This window comes from Deefgea piscis, assembly GCF_013284055.1.
In the GTDB taxonomy this organism is placed as follows: domain Bacteria; phylum Pseudomonadota; class Gammaproteobacteria; order Burkholderiales; family Chitinibacteraceae; genus Deefgea; species Deefgea piscis.
In genome coordinates, this window is the sequence record NZ_CP054143.1 from 1,113,986 (window position 1) to 1,130,722 (window position 16,737).

The following is a 16,737-nucleotide window of genomic DNA, read 5'->3' on the forward strand; positions in this document are numbered from 1 at the left end:
GAAACGTCGCTAGCACTGCAAACGTGCTTGAATTCGAATCAGCTCTAGCGTTGACTCAATCGATTGTAAGCGTTGACTAGCATGCCGGCTTAATCGTAAGCCCGGCCTTTGCTCGGGTGGATTATTGCGAATTAATTCATGGAGCCGTTTATGAAACTGCAAGGCTTTTGCATAATCACCTTGCTCAACATACAGCATGGATAAAACTTCGTAGGCTTCAATACTCAGCAAAATTTGCTGATGTTGCTCGCTTAATGCGCAAACAGTTTCTAGGCATTCAACGGCATGTTCGTACTCGGCCAATTTAATAAATGTTCGTGCTAGCGCCAATAAAACATGGCTTTCACCCCATGAATTATGCTGCTTATGGTGAATTTTATAAGCTCGGCTTAAAAACTCCTGCGCCTTAGCAAACTCACCATGTTCAAAACAAATCATACCTTGATAAAAATCGGCCTCGCCTAACCAAGAAGGTCGATTTAAACCAGCATCAAACGCGGCTCTGGCCTTAGTGAGTGCCGTTAACGCCGTTGCAAAATCTTGTAATCGAAAAGCATCGGCAGCAATATTCAAACCAATTTCAGTATCCAGCTGTACCAGATTGAGCGAGCTGGCAATCATTTGTGCCATATTATGGCAATGTAGAGCACGGGTATATTCACCAAGGCCAAAGAAGAACTTGCCTACGCCAATATACGCCCGCGCTGCAGCATGGATATCTTGCCGCTCTCCGGCGATCTCGAGTGACTTAAGCCAAGCATCCAAAGCACGATAAAACGCCAGGCTGTCGTAATAAATTTGCCCCAGTCGCCAATAGGCCGCAGCCAGATTTTGCGGCAGTTGTTCGCGCTTTAAATAGCGAATTAATTCATTTTGCAGCGCAATTGCTTGGGTTTTATTCGGTAGCCGTTGTAACACGCGCACCTTGGTTTGCAGTGCGATGGCAATCGCCTCTGGCAATTGCTGCGCCTGCATTGCATCGAGCATCGCGTCAGCTTGTAGCAAAGCAGCGGTAGAATCTTGATTGGCCAAGATCGCAATGGCATTGCCGCGCGCCTGTAATTGGCTTAAATCAAGCATGATCGACCTCGGCAAAACGCACACAATTTCGCCCGCCATGTTTGGCGGCATACAAGGCCTTATCGGCACGCGCCAATAGTTGTTCTGCGCTTTCACCGTATTGCCATACGGCACAGCCCAAACTAATCGATACATGCAAGCCGGTTTGCAAATCGGCCCAATTAAATTGTTCGATCTTTTGCCGCATTCTTTCAGCAATATGGTTCGCAATAGCGGCATCAATATGATGCACAATCAACACAAACTCTTCACCGCCATACCGCGCCAGCATATCGTTATCACGAGTTAATTTAGATAGCAATTCACACGCTGTGCGCAACACAACATCGCCAATATGATGTGAAAAGCGATCATTAACCTGCTTAAAGTGATCAAAATCGATCATTATCGCCAATAAGTGCCCTTGGCTTTCTTGCGTTAACCGCAGTAATTCTGGCAAGCGTTCATCCAAAGCACGGCGGTTGTACACGCCTGTGAGCCCATCGTGATAGACCGCGCTTTCTAGCTCTCGTAAGCGATCCACTTCTTGATGACGTTGCTGCTTCAGCTGGTTAACTTCCAGCTCAGAGCTGAGTAGCTTCAACTTCATCTCAACATTTTGCAGACGACGCTTATCATTGGCGCGAAATTGGCTGTATTCTTTTTGCCGTTGCAATTTCATGTAATGATCGTGATAAGCAATGTGATGCATCATCGCTCGCACAACATCGCCTTGCGCTTCATAAATCAGATAAAGTTGATAATGAATTTGCTGCAATAGATATAAGTCTTGGAATTCATCCACCAACGCCAAAGCTTGCTGCAAATAGCTTAACGCCGCTTGCGGTTGCTCAAGCCGAAAGCTTAACTTGCCCAAACCCAATAAATTGACCGTTTGCCCCCAAACAAAACCGGCTTCGGCATTAATTTTGCACGCCATTTGTAGGCAATCGAGCGCCAAGCTCGATTCACCCTGCTCGACATGAATTAAACCGAGGTAATTAAAAATCTCGGCTTGCCAATCGCGCCGTAATGGCAAAATTAAAAACGTTTTGGCTTGTTGCAGTACGTCGTAAGCGAGCGAAAACTCTCGTAACGATAACAAAGTGGCGCTCAGGTGTAGCCGGGTTTTACAGCGTAAATCTTGGTCTGCCGATAAATCCGCCCATTCACTGGCTAAGGCTAAATAATGCAGCGCTTTACTATGCTCGTTGTGCTGCACATAGAGATTACCCATGCCTAAATAAGCTTCGGCATATAGTGTAAGTGCATTGTCTAAAATGGCCGCTTGCAAAGCGTCAAGATTGGCTAAAAACGCCGCATGCAATTGCCCTAGGCTTTGCAGGGCACATGCAATACCGATCAAACTTTCAGCAGCCAAGCGATGCGCCGCGATGGCTTTGGCTTGTGTGAGTGCCTTACGTAAAATGGGGAGTGCGGTTTCCGCGCCAGATAAAATGTAATGCGCTTGGCCAAGCAGTAAAGTGGCGTGAGCGAGCGCCGCTGCATCACGTTGCTGCTGCGCAATCCGCAGCGCTTGCTCGGCTAAAAGCAGCGTTTGCTGGCAATCACTGCGATATTGCTGCCGCGCAGCCATCAATAAAGCGTCAAGCTCTGCAACCTGATTGTTCGAACAATTGCTAGATTGGATTTTAGCCAATTAATACACCACCAAGGTATCAGCTTTTAATCGTTGATATACATTACCCACAAGCAGATACCCTGCTATTTGTTAAGCTCTTGTAAAAGTTCGCGTAAACGATCGCTGTCTTCAGCCGCCAGCATTTGCGCCACAATCGGCGTGATAAACGCCATTTCTGCCGATAAAATCAGCTGCTTCACTTTCAGTAATTGAATCGGCAACATCGAGAACCGTCGTAAGCCTAAGCCGAGCAATAAACGGCTTAAACTCGGATCACCGGCCATTTCACCACACATCGACACTGGCTTGCCCAAACGATTCGCAGTACTGATCACGTGATACAACAGCTGCAAAACGCCAGGATTGAGTGGATCGTACAAATGGCTGACTGCATCATCGTTGCGATCGACTGCCAAGGCGTATTGAATCAAGTCATTTGTGCCAATTGAAACAAAGTCCAGATGATTTAAAAAAGTGCCCACCGCCATCGCCGCAGCGGGGACTTCAATCATGCCGCCGAGCTCGATGCCTTCATCAAATAAAATCTGATGACGGCGCAAATCGGCTTTTACCTCATCCAAATGCACTCGCGTTTGTTTCACTTCGTTAATGGTCGACAGCATTGGCAAGAGCAGCTTCACCTTGCCAAAAGCCGAGGCACGTAATAGCGCGCGCAATTGCGTGCGAAACATTTGCGGCTCGGCCATACATAAGCGAATCCCAGTCAAACCCAGCGCAGGGTTGGGAGCTTCGCTTTCAGACTGCCACGAAGGGATTTTATCTTTACCCAAATCGACAGTACGAATAATGACCGGCTTGCCCTGCATTGACTCAGCAACGGCCTTATACGCAATAAATTGCTCTTCTTCGCTGGGTAAATCGTCCTCTTTTAAAAACAAAAACTCAGAGCGAAATAAACCAATCCCAAAAGCGTTATTTTCTAGCGCCAGCTCACAATCTTCGGGTAATTCAATATTGGCATACAACTCAATCGGCGTGCCATCGCGCGTGATGGCTTGACTGGTTCGGATGTCTTGCAAGGCATTTTGTTTCAGCAGCCAATCGTTTTGCCGCAAACGATATTCGGCCAAAATCAGCTCATCGGGATCAATAATAACGACGCCATTAATCCCGTCGACAATGATGAGCTCTTGCTCGCGAATCATTTCTCGCGCATGGCGCAAAGCCAATACCGAAGGTAAATCAAGACTGCGCGCTAAAATCGCGGTATGTGAAGTCACCCCACCCACGTCAGTAATAAAAGCACGATAATTACTATCTTTAAACAGCACCATATCGGTGGGCGATAAATCATGCGCGACTAAAATGCAGTCGTCGCCCCCACAGTGCGGGGCATGAAAAATCGGCTCATGTCCGGCCAGGGTTTTAAAGATACGCTCAGTCACTTGAATGACGTCGGTGCGCCGTTCGCGCAGATATTCCTCTTCGATTTCATCAAACTGCGCCAACAATACATCCAGTTGTTGCTGCAAAGCCCACTCGGCATTGCAATGCTGGGTTTGAATTAAATGAATCGGGTCTTTGGATAAGGTGTGATCGTTGAGCAGCATTATATGCAGGCTTAAAAATGCCCCCAGTTCAGTGGGCGCATTTTCGGGGATGCTTCCCCATAGCATTTCAAGCTCTTTGCGTGTATTACGAATTGCGTCTTCAAAGCGCAGTACTTCACCGGCAATCGCTTCGGGCGGCAATTGGTAATGCACGATTTCAATATCGGCTTGCGATATTAAATGCGCGTGACCGATGGCAATACCGCCACCAATGCCTAAACCATGCAAAGTAATACTCATCCATTTCCCTCCAAGGCGAGCATTTCGCCCAATGCATTCATTCACATCGCTAGATCATGCCAAGTGAACCAATTGTTTGCTTGCTGCGTGGCCTCGCATCAACACATCGCCCTTGCGGCCTGCATGTTATGCATGTACGAGGACTTACTCGCCTTCACCAAATTTATCCGCAATCAAGGCTAGCAATGCATTCATCGCTTCTGCCTCATCGGGAGCATTACTAGTTTCAATCGTAATTTTGCTGCCCTTGCCTGCGGCCAACATCATCACACCCATAATTGACTTGGCATTGACGCGACGTTGATTACGAGTAATCCATACCTCACATTGAAACTGGCTGGCTAATTGCGTTAACTTACTCGATGCTCGCGCATGTAATCCTAATTTATTAATGATTTCTACTTCTTGTTGCAACATTATTAATCGCCTTTTTCATCTTGTGGCACCGTCGGCAGCATATACAACACCCCTTCTAAACCACCGGTAATGGCTTTGCTAACGGCAATATCTAGCGATTGATGCCCATAAGTTAATGCTCGAACCAGCATCGGCAAATTAACCCCTGCAACCGCTTCAACGTGGCCCGGAACAATTAAACGATTGGCGATATTTGAAGGCGTGCCGCCATAAATATCGGTCAACAATAAGACGCCAGAGCCATCGTCCAGCTGATTGATCAATTCTTGCGCTCGCTTCATTAATTCATCGGGATCATCGGCTTTACTCACCGCCAATTGAGCCAATTGCGGCAAAGCACGTCCCATAATGTGCTGAGCACAGGCAATAAGCGCTTCACCCATGGTGTAATGAGTGACAATGATGATTCCTACCATGTGTGACGGGATCCTTTTACTGCTCGTTTTTAGAGCTTTTGATATCTATTTAGCTAGAGTTTGTTAACGCATGATTTAGCAAAACCAAAACATTAACAGACCATAGATATAATATAGCTGTTTTAAAACTTACGACATGTTCATAGTACCTAATAACATCACTACAACAATTTAGCGTAATCGATACAAATGCGGCGGTGGTTTTAGCCATGTTAAACGCTGTTGTAATTGCTCAGTAATATACACATCGCCGTTGGCACTCACCATTAACACGTCTTTGATTCCAAAGCGCTGCGCATAACGCAGTGCTGATGGTACCCCCTGAATAAACATCGGTTTGGTTGCCACATCAGACACCGTCCCGGCATCGGCATGGCTTGGGCTAAGGACCGTCACCGCCTGTACGCCTTGTGCTGGCTGCCCACTGCGGGGATCAATCACATGAGAATAACGCCGACCATTCATTTCAAAAAAGCGTTGATAATCTCCCGTCGTGCCAATCGCTTCGCCGTCATACAAGGGCAATGTCGCCATGGCCTCAGGCAAACGTGGATGTTGCAAACCCACCACCCAAGGCTCGCCGCCTTTTTTGCCCAGCGCAATCACATTGCCACCAATATTCACCAGCGCATTCATCACCCGCGCTTTTCGCAAATAATTGGCCGAATGATCTAAAGCCCAGCCCTTAGCAAAACCACCAAAATCAATCGCCAACTGTGGATTGCTGCTACTCACGCTAGCACCATTCCACGTTAAATCATCTAGGCTAGGTTGTGCGGCCAATGCCGCTTGTAACGCCGCAGGGTCTGGCGTCACCGGTGCAAACTGGTCTTGATGAAACCCCCATAATTGCACCAAATTGCCAACGGCAGGATTAAATAATTGATCAGAGCGCTGTGCGTAATTGGCAGCTTGCTGAATCATTTGCGCCAATTCAATATCCACCAGCGCCGGTTCACCGCGGGCAAAAGCTTGATTTAAACGGGTCACTTCAGAAGGCTGCCAAGCGTGCAGCTTAACGTGTAAACGATCGAGTTCTTTTAAGACGGCATTGGCATGCTTTGCAGCCACATCAGGCTCTAAACCATAAATACTAATTTGTACTCGAGTGCCAAAAACATAGCTCTCTTGGGTATACAACTGCGGCTGGCTGCAGGCGCTCAATAGCAAACCCGCAGCGAGCCAAGCATAACGGCCGCCAAAGCGCCTCGCCGCACGCAACAAACGCGGCACGATGCCAACGGTCGTTAAATGCACGACTCGCTCAGCGGTGTTTAGCACTGCTCCAGCACCTTACGCTCTAAAGCGTCAATAAATAGGGCTGCAACATCAATCCCCGATTGAGCGGTGATTTCTTGAAAACACGTTGGGCTAGTGACATTGACCTCGGTGAGATGATCGCCAATCACATCCAGCCCCACCAAGAGTAAACCTTGTGCCGCCAAACGCGGACCAAGCTGGCTGGCAATTTCACGATCACGCGCCGTCAAAGGCCGCGCCACCCCTGTGCCACCAGCGGCTAAATTGCCCCGCGTTTCACCCTGCGCCGGAATTCTTGCTAAACACCATTCAACGGGTACGCCATCAATCAGCAAAATGCGTTTATCGCCGTCTTTAATCGCCGGCAGATAATTTTGCGCCATAATGGAAACCGTGCCATTAGCGGTGAGCATCTCGAGTATCGAGCCCAAGTTGGCGTCGTCTGGGCGCAAGCGAAAGATACCCGCCCCACCCATACCATCGAGTGGCTTCACAATCACATCACCGAACTCTGCGACAAAGGCGCGAATATCCACAGGATTTTGGCTGACCATGGTTTCGGTGGTGAATTCCGGAAACTTAAAAATCGCCAATTTTTCATTAAAATCACGCAAAGCTTGGCCGCTATTAAATACATTAGCGCCTTGCTCTTCAGCCAAACTAAATAGCTGCGTTGCATAATAATATTGCTGATTAAATGGCGGATCTTTACGCATTAATACGCCAGAAAAATCACGTAAAGCAATCGTTTCTGCGTCGCCTTCTTGATACCAATCATCCGAATTAGGCGTTAACGTTAAACGCCGCGCAGTCGCTTGAACCAGCGTTTGCTTCAAACTCAACTCGTCAATCAAACACGTCCAAACTTCATGTCCACGCGCAATCGCTTCGCGCATCATCACAAAAGTTGTGTCTTTATAAATTTTGAAACTAGCGAGTGGATCAACAACAAATAAAAATCGCATTTTTGAATCCTTTTTAAATAGCCCAACTCGATTTCACGTATTTAATGCCGTCGCTTGAAAAGAATCGCCATCATTGTTAGCCAATGATGGCGCCTTGACTCAGAGAAATTCTAGATGACATTAATGACGTAAATTAGTGCGCCAATTTCATCACAATCACGCCGCCAATAATCATCATCGCCCCCACGCTACGCATCACGGTGAGCGGATCGTTAAACCACATTACGCCAACTAAAAATGTCCCTGCTGCGCCAATGCCTGTCCACACCGCATACGCGGTACCAATTGGAATCTGCTTTTGCGCCATCCACAGCAATAGACCACTCACAGCAATCGAGATAATCGACGCAGCAATGGCCAATTTGGGGTACTGGCTGGTTTGTGACAGCTTAAACCCCAAGGGCCAGCCAATTTCACAAATACCAGCACCGAGCAACAGCAGCCAAGCCTGGCTTAAAGCCGACATTATTTTTGTTCCAATTCAAGCGAAGCGGCCAACAGCGCCAAACGCGCCACCACGCCGTAGGCATAAAAACGATTCGCTTCACAATCAGGCGAGCCGTCACAATCGGGCGTAGTCAACGGCGTCGCAAAAGCCAATGGCTTAAAGTGCATCCCCGGCGCATTGAGGTTTTCATCGATACCACGGCCGGTATGCACACGATAAAAACCGCCAATTACAAATCGATCCAACATATACACCACGGGTTCGGCAACGCCGTCATCGACGATTTCCATCGTTGGCACACCTTCTTGCACGATCACATCGTGCACTTGCATTCCTTCTTTAATCACCGACATTTTATTGCGCTGCTTACGATTTAAGCCGAGCAGTTCTTCGCCCGATTTCACGCTCATAATCCCCATGCCATACGTGCCGGCATTGGCTTTTACAATCACAAATGGCGTTTGCTCAATCCCGTGTTCGGCATATTTAAGCGCAATCTTTTGAATCATTTGATCGACTGTAGCCGCCAGTTTTTCTTCGCCTTCGCGCGACTGAAAATCCAGGCCATCGACATGATCAAAATAAGGATTCACCACCCAAGGATCGATGCCAATCAATTGCGCAAAATCATTCACCACCCGATCATAAGCCGTAAAGTGCTGCGTTTTAGTGCGCGTTGACCAGCCCGCATGCAATGGCGGCAACAGCGTTTGCTCAATATTGACTAATACGCTCGGAATACCCGATGACAAATCGTTATTGAGTAGCACCACGCAAGGATCAAAATCGGCCAAACCAACGCGATTGCCGGTACGAATGACAGGCTCTTGCACCATGGTGCTGCCATCAGGCAATTCCAGCGTTGTGGCAGCAGTGATTTCTGGATTCAGGCTACCGATTCGCACGACCATCCCAGCTTGGCGCAAAATCTTGCTCAGCGCCGCCACATTTTGTAGATAGAACTGATTGCGAGTGTGATTTTCTGGAATCAACAAGACGCGGCGCGCATCAGGGCAATAGCCTTCCAGCGCGGTCATCGCCGCTTGCACTGCCAGCGGGTGAAAATCCGGATTTAAATTATTAAAGCCACCCGGAAATAGATTCATATCGACCGGTGCTAGTTTATAAGCCGCGTTGCGTAAATCGACCGAACCATAAAACGGTGGGGTATGCTCTTGCCATTGATTGCGAAACCAGTGCTCAATCTCGGGTTGCGCAGCGAGGATTTTTCGCTCAAGGTCTAAGAGAGGCCCAGTTAAGGCTGTAGTCAGGTGCGGCACGCTCATGGCGACTCCGGCGAAAGTAGAAAGGGATCTGCAAGATATGGCGGCTAAGTGGCCAAATTCAAGCTCTCCATCACCACAGCAACAAGGTATCTATAGGTATATGCATCAATGCTTTTATATATAAAGCATCTAGAGCAATACCGGCATAGCACTAAAAACACCCTTTAGCCAAAAACAGCAATGCGATCCCAGCAACGCGCATCCAGTACGTAATCGCTTAAATTCATACTATTTAAGCTGATTTAAAGAACAATGCGTTTCGCCTCGCCAACTCTTTTTATGGCGATTAGCTTGGCAAACAGGCGGCTGAAACTGCGCCCACCAGATTGAATGATGACGGGAAAAAGCATCATATTTCACATCATTCGTCGCCAAACATCGCCAAAATTGCTTTAAATAACAGCGCATACCCCATCCCACATCGATTGACCCAGCGGCATATCCTATGTGCATAATGCAGTATTGATTAGTCATCAAACCCAAAACGAGTTGTTCTTCAATGAAAACAAAATTGCTGCCCGAAGCTTTGCTGGCCTTTGAATCACTTGCTCGCCTTGGTAGCTTTACGGCAGCGGCACAAGAAATGAGCTGCGCTAAAAGCCATGTTAGCCAGTTAATTAGCCAATTAGAGCTTGAATTGAGCTCGGTGTTATTGCTACGCAGCACGCGGCGCATCTCTTTAACTGAATCGGGGCAAACCCTATTGATCCACGCGCAGGCTTTGCGCGAATTATTAGGCCAAGTGCGCTTAGATATTGAAGATACGCAGCAACATATTGAAGGCGAATTATTCATCAGCACCACGCCATCGATGGCGCAATATGTGATCGGCCCTTTAATGGCGCAATTTGCCAAATTACAGCCCAAGCTCAATATTCGTGTTGACGCCAATAACCGAATACAAGACCCGATTTTGGAAGGCATTGATTTTTGTATTCGCTCAGGCACGGTGGGAGATGAACGTTTAGTCGGACGACTTGCTGGCCATTCACTCGAAAAACTCTACGCCTCACCGCATTATTTGCAGCAAGCGCCGCAATTACACAATCCCGCAGATCTGACTTTGCACGACATTTTGATTAACGATGAGTATCAAACAACGCGGCAATGGCAAATGCAATCGGCTGGCGCCAAACTCACCGTCGACTTGCAACCGGTGCTGTGTAGTAACAACAATCCCACCCTCGCAATGAGTGCCGTAGCCGGGCACGGTATCGCTCTATTGCCCGACATCGTTGGTGAAAGCTATTGTCGCTTAGGCTTATTACAGGCGGTGCTGCCGCAGTGGTACGAAAAACCAACGCCGATTTATTTGGTTTACCCACAACGCAGCACCATGCCCAAAAAATACCGCGCTTTTATTGATTTTATTCTGCCCGAGCTGCGCGGCAAACTCTCAAGTATTAATTAGCCCAAGTACCAGTACGGGTACCTGCGTGATCTAAAGTCAGCGTGCCATCACTGGCTTGGGATTTACCACTAATTGGCGTTGCCGTAACCGTAAATGCATTCGCTGTGCTGCAGTCCGACGAGATGGTGTAATAAGTATTGGTCGAGTTGCTCACACCGCAGGTAGTGCCACTGCTGGTATAACGTCCATTACTAGTAAAATAACGCTCTAAGGCCTGAGCTTGGGAGCTCAGCGTTTGCTGCACATCGGTACGGCGGGTTTTCACAATATATTGTTGATAACTCGGCAAAGCGATCGCCGATAAAATACCAATAATCGCCACTGCAATCATCAATTCAATTAAGCTAAAACCGCGGTGATTGAGCATACTGATTCCTTAAAGTGGGCAGACAAAAGCCGTTGTTTGTAATACCACCACTGAGCGTGTATCAATTCCTTGCCCTCGCCCCATGACGCTATACGCTTTACAAGACGTCTTATCACTCGGGCGCATCGCATCGGGTAATTGATTAATCAAGTATTTGGCAGAAACCCATGCTGGCGCGGGTGAACTCGTGGGCACTGGAATCACCGCTTGCGTCGAAAGATTATCTGACCACACGCTTGGCATTGCAGTCACCACGGGGCCAACCCCCGTCACCGTGGCATTGCTACAGCCGTCCAAACAACTATCCGCGTTGGCTTGCAATAAGGCCGAGCCTTGTCGCAGCGCCAATTCAGCCGCTTGGTAGGCGCGATTTCTATCCATATAATTGCCGGCCATTTTTTCATTCATCGTCGTGCTGCGCATCCCATTGACGACCAAAATCGTCACCACGGCTAATAAAATTAAAGCGATGATTAAAATAAAGCCATTATCTTTATGATTTTTCATTTCGATATCGCCTAAAAGTAAATCAACTGTATGCCGTATTATGGTGTTGGGTTTTATCGCTACGATTTTTTATATCGCCCCCTAATTATTTTTCAATACAATCGTTGAGCGAAACATTCGATACAGTTTTTTATCCGTATCCGAGCCACTAATATCACTACCACTACAATCTTTAACTGCGGCAGACTTTACAATTGATGTATCGGTTTTTTCTGACCTTAATACCAAGCACACTTTAATGGAGGCAATTTGGCTGGCAGTTACACCACCAGTTAAGCTGCTCACATAGCTATCAGCAATACAATCTCTCGGTTTACTACCATCACCCGGGTCACTGCCGCAGCCATAACTACCATCCGTTAAATTTGGCCCAGTATCGATACCATATAAAATTTTAAAATCAATTAATTCAGTTCCATTGCCAGAACCCGAAGTGCTCGGCGCAATCCAATCCACCGTGCCGCATTGCAATTTACTACTCGATTTGGCAATCACCAGCGTCGTCGCGCCAGCGGCGGCAACGCTGCCATTACAATCAATTTGATTTTGACCATCCGAAGTAAACTTAATGCTAATTGATTCATTCGACGTCGCGGCAATTCGATCACTCGCTAAAGCCACTGTTGGATCAGCACGAAATCCAGCCTGAGCAATCGCGCGCTGCAACATCGAGATGGCATAGCGGCCATCTTCAGAAACCTGATTTTGAATCATCTGCAAACTCGCGGTTTGTCGCGTATTGATATACAGCTCAGACAAAGCCAATAAGGCAATTAAAGAAATAGCCATGGCCACCATTAATTCAATTAATGTAAATCCAAAGTGTTTAATCATTATTCAATAACCGTTGAATAGGTCGCGGTTTGACTTGCTACCGATGATGCCGATCGATTATCAAGCCAGCTTATTTCTAATGTATAACGATAAAAACCAGTAGATTGACCTGATGCCTGCACTAAAGTAAATGTTGCCTCGGGTAATTGAGAACGTAAAAATTGATTCCAGTTCGTCATTTCAGTGCTCACTAAATAAGACTCAACACCAGATGCTTGCGCAGTACAATCAATATTGTCTTTATTTGCTGAATTTTGGACGCACTTAGAAAAATCTGGTGGTAATGCCACTGGATTATCAGCATCACTACTGGCTAAAAAAGGCGTGCGATTGGCGCGAATTCGATCACTTAGTTCAGCGGCTAAATCAGCGGCAATACTGCGGTAATACGCACTTTGATTCATCATTACTGAGCGCGTTTGTAACGCCGCCAAGCCCAATAAACCGAGCCCTAATATCATCACTGAAACCATCACTTCAATTAGTGATAAGCCAGACTGTTGATGTATTGATTTAAACATTGCTTTAAATCCTCAAGGCCATTGTCATCCGTACTTAACTACACACGGTGCTGCTCACAGTTTTATTGATTCGCCCAGAGAGAGAGACATTAACATTTTGCTGCTTTCTGGCAGGCGAACACAAAGTGAAGCTAGCCGCAGCGGTAGTGCTACCCAAGGTTGAATTAAAAATAATACTGCTACTGGTGGTGGTAACAACCACGTCTTTTTGCACGATAATTCGCTGTAAAATGGTGGTGCCCTGAATAATAATCCAGCCTTTAGACCAATCGCTTAATGTCACTGAGCATGTAGTGGCAGTATTGGCATTACTTGCTGGACACAAAGTAACATTCTGTTTTTGTTTAATTGCCTCAAGTCGAGCGGTATTTAAACTCGTCACCAATAAGTCGGTTTGCGATGACAGTCGCGCATCGCGAAATAAACTAATCATATCGGGCGCGGCAATGGCCAATAAAATACTTAAAATAGCCACTGACACCATCAATTCAATTAAAGACATTCCTCGTTCAATTAAATGGGATGGTTTTAACATTATTTAATCTCACGCCAAAGTGTGGTTTCAACTTTCACACCAGTGGATTTAGTTAATAACCCGGTTTTTTCTACTGTGTCATTACCAATGGTGCCGGTGTACAACGAGCCTTTACCGGTCGACGCAGGGCGAGGAATAGGTTTAAATATTTTAATTGCCGGTACTCTTTTACCATTAACTAATGTAGTTTTTGGATTGCCGGTATAAACCGCCATCGAATTCGCTTCTCGCTGAGCAATGATATTACCGGGTGAGCCTGTGGTATTACTTGCGTCGGCAGGTGTTACCAATTTATTTTCAGTTGAAACATAAGTTAATTCAGTGGGAATGCCATCTTTTTCATAGCCACTCATATACTCAGCACCGCCAGAAAAAGAAATTTTATCGCTGGCCGTAGATTTACCATCATAATTAATGTCGATAAAACTATAAGTTTGTGGCGTTTTTTTATTTATATTTTTTGTTACTGACCCAGTTAATGGATTAACCCCCATAATCCAACCTTTACCACCAGGCAGGCATTTTTCAGTCGCCAATGGAATGCCAGTACCAAATAATAATTTATCTTCAAAAATCATTGGTGATGTCACTAAGCGCTCACTACTCACCGGAAAATCAATATACCAGCCCAACTTAGTATTACTACTAGATTGTAAATCAATCGAATTACTTGATATTTTGCGATAATTCCCGGCGCGTATCGTGCTGCTACCACTCAGTGTCTGAGTCGTTAGAATTTCTTGTTTTTGTAAATTAGATTCAGTGATGGTTGAAGGTGAATCTTCCATTTTATCCAGTACCGCATAAAATGTTTGCTGGCTGGTATCGGATCGATCGCTATCGGTTAATAATTTACCGGTACCAAACATCACCAAACTACCAATCGGTTCACCACTGGTCGAATTCACGGCCATCACTGCCGGGCGCATAACAATCGGTTTGCTGGTTCCGGCATCATAAATTGGCGTGCTAATGACTTTAAAATTACTCGGACTGGCATCGGTTAAATCAAAGCGCCATAGCTTGCCATTGATATCACCGGCATAAACATAATCTAATACCCCGTCCTGCCCCGCATCCACGCCAGCAGGAGACGACAAACCCGCCCCGCCGGGAACGTCAATTTGTTTTAATAATGTGCCGGTATCGGCATTCACGATATATAAGGACGAGCTATTCGCCAATTGTGGCGAAGCCCCTTTAACCCATTTATTTTCATAGCCATTCGTTAAAATGACCGCGGGTACCACGGCGCTATCTGAGGTGCGAACGTTATAAATAATCGGCGTACCAAACGCATAACCCATGGTATTGGTACTGACATCAGTCCATTCCCATTTAATGCTGCTATTGCTATTTAAGGTTGATTCGGATGTGGCATCAACGGCAAAGAATCCTTTACCGCCTTGCCCTAAGCCGCCGACGAGAATGGTTTTCCAATTTGACCCTATTTTCACATCGGCCTGCCGCAAGCTACCATTCACATGATATTCATGTGGTGTGCCACCGCTTTGGCCGTAATCGGTGGCCGTTAATGCTTTTAAATTGCCATACACCGATGATGGAATATACGCCATCAACTCTGACATCGTAGCGACGCTAAATGCATGCAACATGCCATCATTGGCACCAATAAAAACCATATTCCGATTGGCATTACTGGTTTGAAATGCGCCATAGCTGCTATCGGTCGTCGTGCCTGCCGGTTTAGAAATCACCACGGGTTGGCTATCGATAATATCGCCGAGTAAGCCATTGCTTCGAGTGCGAAAGCCGCCTACGGTACTGCCACGAATAAAATTAAGCACATTCGTTCTATCGCTCGCTGCCGTGCCGAGTGCATTTAATTGCGCTGTGGTCATTGATGCTAAACCTGCCACATTGAAATCAAAGCTGGTAGTAACGCCTGAAGCGACTTTGGATGAGTAGATTTTACGACTGGCTTCTGATGGAATAATGGCTTTGGCGGGAGAGCATTGTGATGTTGCCGGATTAAAATTACCTGTGGCATCGAGATTAAAACACCGCAATTCACCATACCAGCCATTGGGATTAAATACCGGTTGGAATACTTTATTACCCGACGTTAAAAAATCAGCCTGAGTTGCCACGCCACCAGCATTCGAAGTTGAAGCCACAATATCATTGACCGCACTCGTTAATGCGGTGGTTAATTGAGCTTCATTATCGGCATTATAATATTTACCACCACCAACTGATGCCGCAGCAGGTAATACATTATTCAGTACCTTAAAACCAACGGTATACGTTTGCATACTTTGTTTTTTGAATTTCTCATCATCAAATGATTTGCCATCTAAATCATTCAATGGTGCTCCAGTGGTGGATACTCGCATATCTAAATCATTGGCATACTTGGCCACATCACGTAATGCCCTTGGCCGATTGCTGGTATCACCAAATGTAGGATTGGTATCGGTCGCGCCCTCTAAAGTTGCCGGGCAATCCGTTCCTGAAGCCGTGGAGCAAACATTAAATGTTTTACTAACCGCAGCATTGGATGAATTAATCGATGTGTAATTAATCGATGGAAAAACATTATCATCACTGGCATCACCATCGGTAATGACAATGGTAAAGTTTTTTTGGCAGCGATATTGAATAGGGCTGGTGTAACTGCCCAATCCATTCAGAGATGCTTTACCTTGATAATATTGCGTTATTTCTAATAATGCCTCGCCCAATGGCGTCGCAGTTCGGCCGACTAAAGAATCAATTCCGTTAATGACATTACTGGTACTACTGCCAATAGTGGTGACAATTTTTGATCCTGCGCTACGTTCAGATCCGCCAATCCCATCAGGATTATTCACCCGAAATGAAGCCACGCCCCAGCGTAGCGTTGAATTATTATTGACTAAATTCTTAGCTACCCGCTTCGCGATATTCATTTTGGTATTTGGATTGCTGCTATCACTATCAATCCACGTGCGATAACCATCAGTGTTATTAACAAGGCAGCCGGTCCAAATCTCACCCGCACTATCACAACTAGATCTTTTGGCAATCCAATCATTGTTTTGATCTTGCACCATACTGCCGGAGTTATCGATCATCAGCATGACGTTGGGTGTGACCGAGGTGGATAATGTCGGTGGTAACGCTGGATAATATCCGCCAGCAAAGGTCAAATCTTGAAGCGCTAATGCCAATGTTAGCCAAATATAAATCGGCTTTACTTTGAATGAATTATTCATTGCACACCCCAAGCTTGCTTTTTACACCATTAAAAAATTA

The 16,737-nt window shown here is 46.3% G+C and carries 16 protein-coding genes; 1 reads left to right on the forward strand and 15 read right to left on the reverse strand.

Going from position 1 to position 16,737, the window contains the following annotated elements; all coding sequences use genetic code 11:
- Positions 1-9: 9 nt before the first annotated feature.
- The 9 genes from HQN60_RS05380 to gshA all read right to left on the reverse strand — a co-directional run bounded on the left by HQN60_RS05380 (position 10) and on the right by gshA (position 9,304).
- Positions 10-1,080: a tetratricopeptide repeat protein gene (locus HQN60_RS05380; RefSeq protein ID WP_173532694.1), complete on the reverse strand. Its 1,071-nt coding sequence runs from the start codon at positions 1,078-1,080 to the stop codon at positions 10-12.
- On the reverse strand, positions 1,073-2,719 hold the full coding sequence (locus HQN60_RS05385; RefSeq protein ID WP_173532695.1) for a GGDEF domain-containing protein: 1,647 nt from the start codon (positions 2,717-2,719) through the stop codon (positions 1,073-1,075). The genes HQN60_RS05380 and HQN60_RS05385 overlap by 8 nt, the downstream gene beginning before the upstream one ends.
- Positions 2,720-2,784: 65 nt before the next feature.
- Positions 2,785-4,512 (reverse strand): phosphoenolpyruvate--protein phosphotransferase, encoded by a 1,728-nt coding sequence (gene ptsP / locus HQN60_RS05390; protein ID WP_173532696.1) that lies wholly within the window; start codon positions 4,510-4,512, stop codon positions 2,785-2,787.
- 144 nt (positions 4,513-4,656) lie between these two features.
- Entirely contained in the window at positions 4,657-4,929 is a 273-nt protein-coding gene (locus HQN60_RS05395) for an HPr family phosphocarrier protein (protein ID WP_173532697.1), read from the reverse strand.
- A gap of 2 nt (positions 4,930-4,931) precedes the next feature.
- Positions 4,932-5,345: a PTS sugar transporter subunit IIA gene (locus tag HQN60_RS05400; protein WP_173532698.1), complete on the reverse strand. Its 414-nt coding sequence runs from the start codon at positions 5,343-5,345 to the stop codon at positions 4,932-4,934.
- Between the two features lie 171 nt (positions 5,346-5,516).
- Positions 5,517-6,626: an FAD:protein FMN transferase gene (locus HQN60_RS05405; RefSeq protein ID WP_254456681.1), complete on the reverse strand. Its 1,110-nt coding sequence runs from the start codon at positions 6,624-6,626 to the stop codon at positions 5,517-5,519.
- Entirely contained in the window at positions 6,620-7,570 is a 951-nt protein-coding gene (gene gshB, locus HQN60_RS05410; RefSeq protein WP_173532699.1) for a glutathione synthase, read from the reverse strand. Before gshB ends, HQN60_RS05405 begins: the two co-directional genes overlap by 7 nt.
- 133 nt (positions 7,571-7,703) lie before the next feature.
- Positions 7,704-8,036, reverse strand: coding sequence for a DMT family transporter (locus tag HQN60_RS05415; RefSeq protein WP_173532700.1), 333 nt, complete (start codon positions 8,034-8,036; stop codon positions 7,704-7,706).
- Positions 8,036-9,304, reverse strand: coding sequence for a glutamate--cysteine ligase (gshA, locus tag HQN60_RS05420; RefSeq protein ID WP_173532701.1), 1,269 nt, complete (start codon positions 9,302-9,304; stop codon positions 8,036-8,038). The genes HQN60_RS05415 and gshA overlap by 1 nt, the downstream gene beginning before the upstream one ends.
- A gap of 499 nt (positions 9,305-9,803) precedes the next feature.
- Here gshA and HQN60_RS05425 point away from each other — a divergent pair, with 499 nt between their 5' ends.
- A complete protein-coding gene (locus HQN60_RS05425; RefSeq protein WP_173532702.1) occupies positions 9,804-10,715 on the forward strand; it encodes a LysR family transcriptional regulator in 912 nt (303 codons plus the stop codon).
- On the opposite strand, the gene HQN60_RS05430 is transcribed toward HQN60_RS05425, so the two are convergent.
- From HQN60_RS05430 to HQN60_RS05455, 6 genes are all read right to left on the reverse strand, one after another.
- The gene (locus tag HQN60_RS05430) at positions 10,708-11,082 is read right to left on the reverse strand and encodes a type IV pilin protein (RefSeq protein ID WP_173532703.1); all 375 of its coding nucleotides are present in this window, start codon (positions 11,080-11,082) and stop codon (positions 10,708-10,710) included. The two genes, HQN60_RS05425 and HQN60_RS05430, sit on opposite strands and share 8 nt — an antisense overlap.
- A gap of 9 nt (positions 11,083-11,091) precedes the next feature.
- Positions 11,092-11,589, reverse strand: a complete 498-nt coding sequence (locus HQN60_RS05435; RefSeq protein WP_173532704.1) for a pilus assembly PilX family protein — start codon at positions 11,587-11,589, stop codon at positions 11,092-11,094.
- A gap of 81 nt (positions 11,590-11,670) precedes the next feature.
- Positions 11,671-12,423, reverse strand: a complete 753-nt coding sequence (locus HQN60_RS05440; RefSeq protein ID WP_173534612.1) for a PilW family protein — start codon at positions 12,421-12,423, stop codon at positions 11,671-11,673.
- Positions 12,423-12,944, reverse strand: coding sequence for a type IV pilus modification protein PilV (gene pilV, locus HQN60_RS05445; RefSeq protein ID WP_173532705.1), 522 nt, complete (start codon positions 12,942-12,944; stop codon positions 12,423-12,425). Before pilV ends, HQN60_RS05440 begins: the two co-directional genes overlap by 1 nt.
- A gap of 34 nt (positions 12,945-12,978) precedes the next feature.
- Positions 12,979-13,446: a GspH/FimT family pseudopilin gene (locus HQN60_RS05450; protein WP_173532706.1), complete on the reverse strand. Its 468-nt coding sequence runs from the start codon at positions 13,444-13,446 to the stop codon at positions 12,979-12,981.
- 32 nt (positions 13,447-13,478) lie between these two features.
- Positions 13,479-16,697 (reverse strand): pilus assembly protein, encoded by a 3,219-nt coding sequence (locus tag HQN60_RS05455; protein WP_173532707.1) that lies wholly within the window; start codon positions 16,695-16,697, stop codon positions 13,479-13,481.
- Between the last annotated feature and the right edge of the window lie 40 nt (positions 16,698-16,737).

What these genes read in the sequence shown, in the direction of transcription:
- HQN60_RS05380 (WP_173532694.1), bottom strand. Translation starts at nt 1,080, where the DNA reads ATGCTTGATTTAAGCCAATTACAGGCGCGCGGCAATGCCATTGCGATC.
- ptsP (WP_173532696.1), bottom strand. Translation starts at nt 4,512, where the DNA reads ATGAGTATTACTTTGCATGGTTTAGGCATTGGTGGCGGTATTGCCATC.
- HQN60_RS05395 (WP_173532697.1), bottom strand. Translation starts at nt 4,929, where the DNA reads ATGTTGCAACAAGAAGTAGAAATCATTAATAAATTAGGATTACATGCG.
- HQN60_RS05400 (WP_173532698.1), bottom strand. Translation starts at nt 5,345, where the DNA reads ATGGTAGGAATCATCATTGTCACTCATTACACCATGGGTGAAGCGCTT.
- gshB (WP_173532699.1), bottom strand. Translation starts at nt 7,570, where the DNA reads ATGCGATTTTTATTTGTTGTTGATCCACTCGCTAGTTTCAAAATTTAT.
- HQN60_RS05415 (WP_173532700.1), bottom strand. Translation starts at nt 8,036, where the DNA reads ATGTCGGCTTTAAGCCAGGCTTGGCTGCTGTTGCTCGGTGCTGGTATT.
- gshA (WP_173532701.1), bottom strand. Translation starts at nt 9,304, where the DNA reads ATGAGCGTGCCGCACCTGACTACAGCCTTAACTGGGCCTCTCTTAGAC.
- HQN60_RS05425 (WP_173532702.1), top strand. Translation starts at nt 9,804, where the DNA reads ATGAAAACAAAATTGCTGCCCGAAGCTTTGCTGGCCTTTGAATCACTT.
- HQN60_RS05430 (WP_173532703.1), bottom strand. Translation starts at nt 11,082, where the DNA reads ATGCTCAATCACCGCGGTTTTAGCTTAATTGAATTGATGATTGCAGTG.
- HQN60_RS05435 (WP_173532704.1), bottom strand. Translation starts at nt 11,589, where the DNA reads ATGAAAAATCATAAAGATAATGGCTTTATTTTAATCATCGCTTTAATT.
- HQN60_RS05440 (WP_173534612.1), bottom strand. Translation starts at nt 12,423, where the DNA reads ATGATTAAACACTTTGGATTTACATTAATTGAATTAATGGTGGCCATG.
- pilV (WP_173532705.1), bottom strand. Translation starts at nt 12,944, where the DNA reads ATGTTTAAATCAATACATCAACAGTCTGGCTTATCACTAATTGAAGTG.
- HQN60_RS05450 (WP_173532706.1), bottom strand. Translation starts at nt 13,446, where the DNA reads ATGTCTTTAATTGAATTGATGGTGTCAGTGGCTATTTTAAGTATTTTA.
- HQN60_RS05455 (WP_173532707.1), bottom strand. Translation starts at nt 16,697, where the DNA reads ATGAATAATTCATTCAAAGTAAAGCCGATTTATATTTGGCTAACATTG.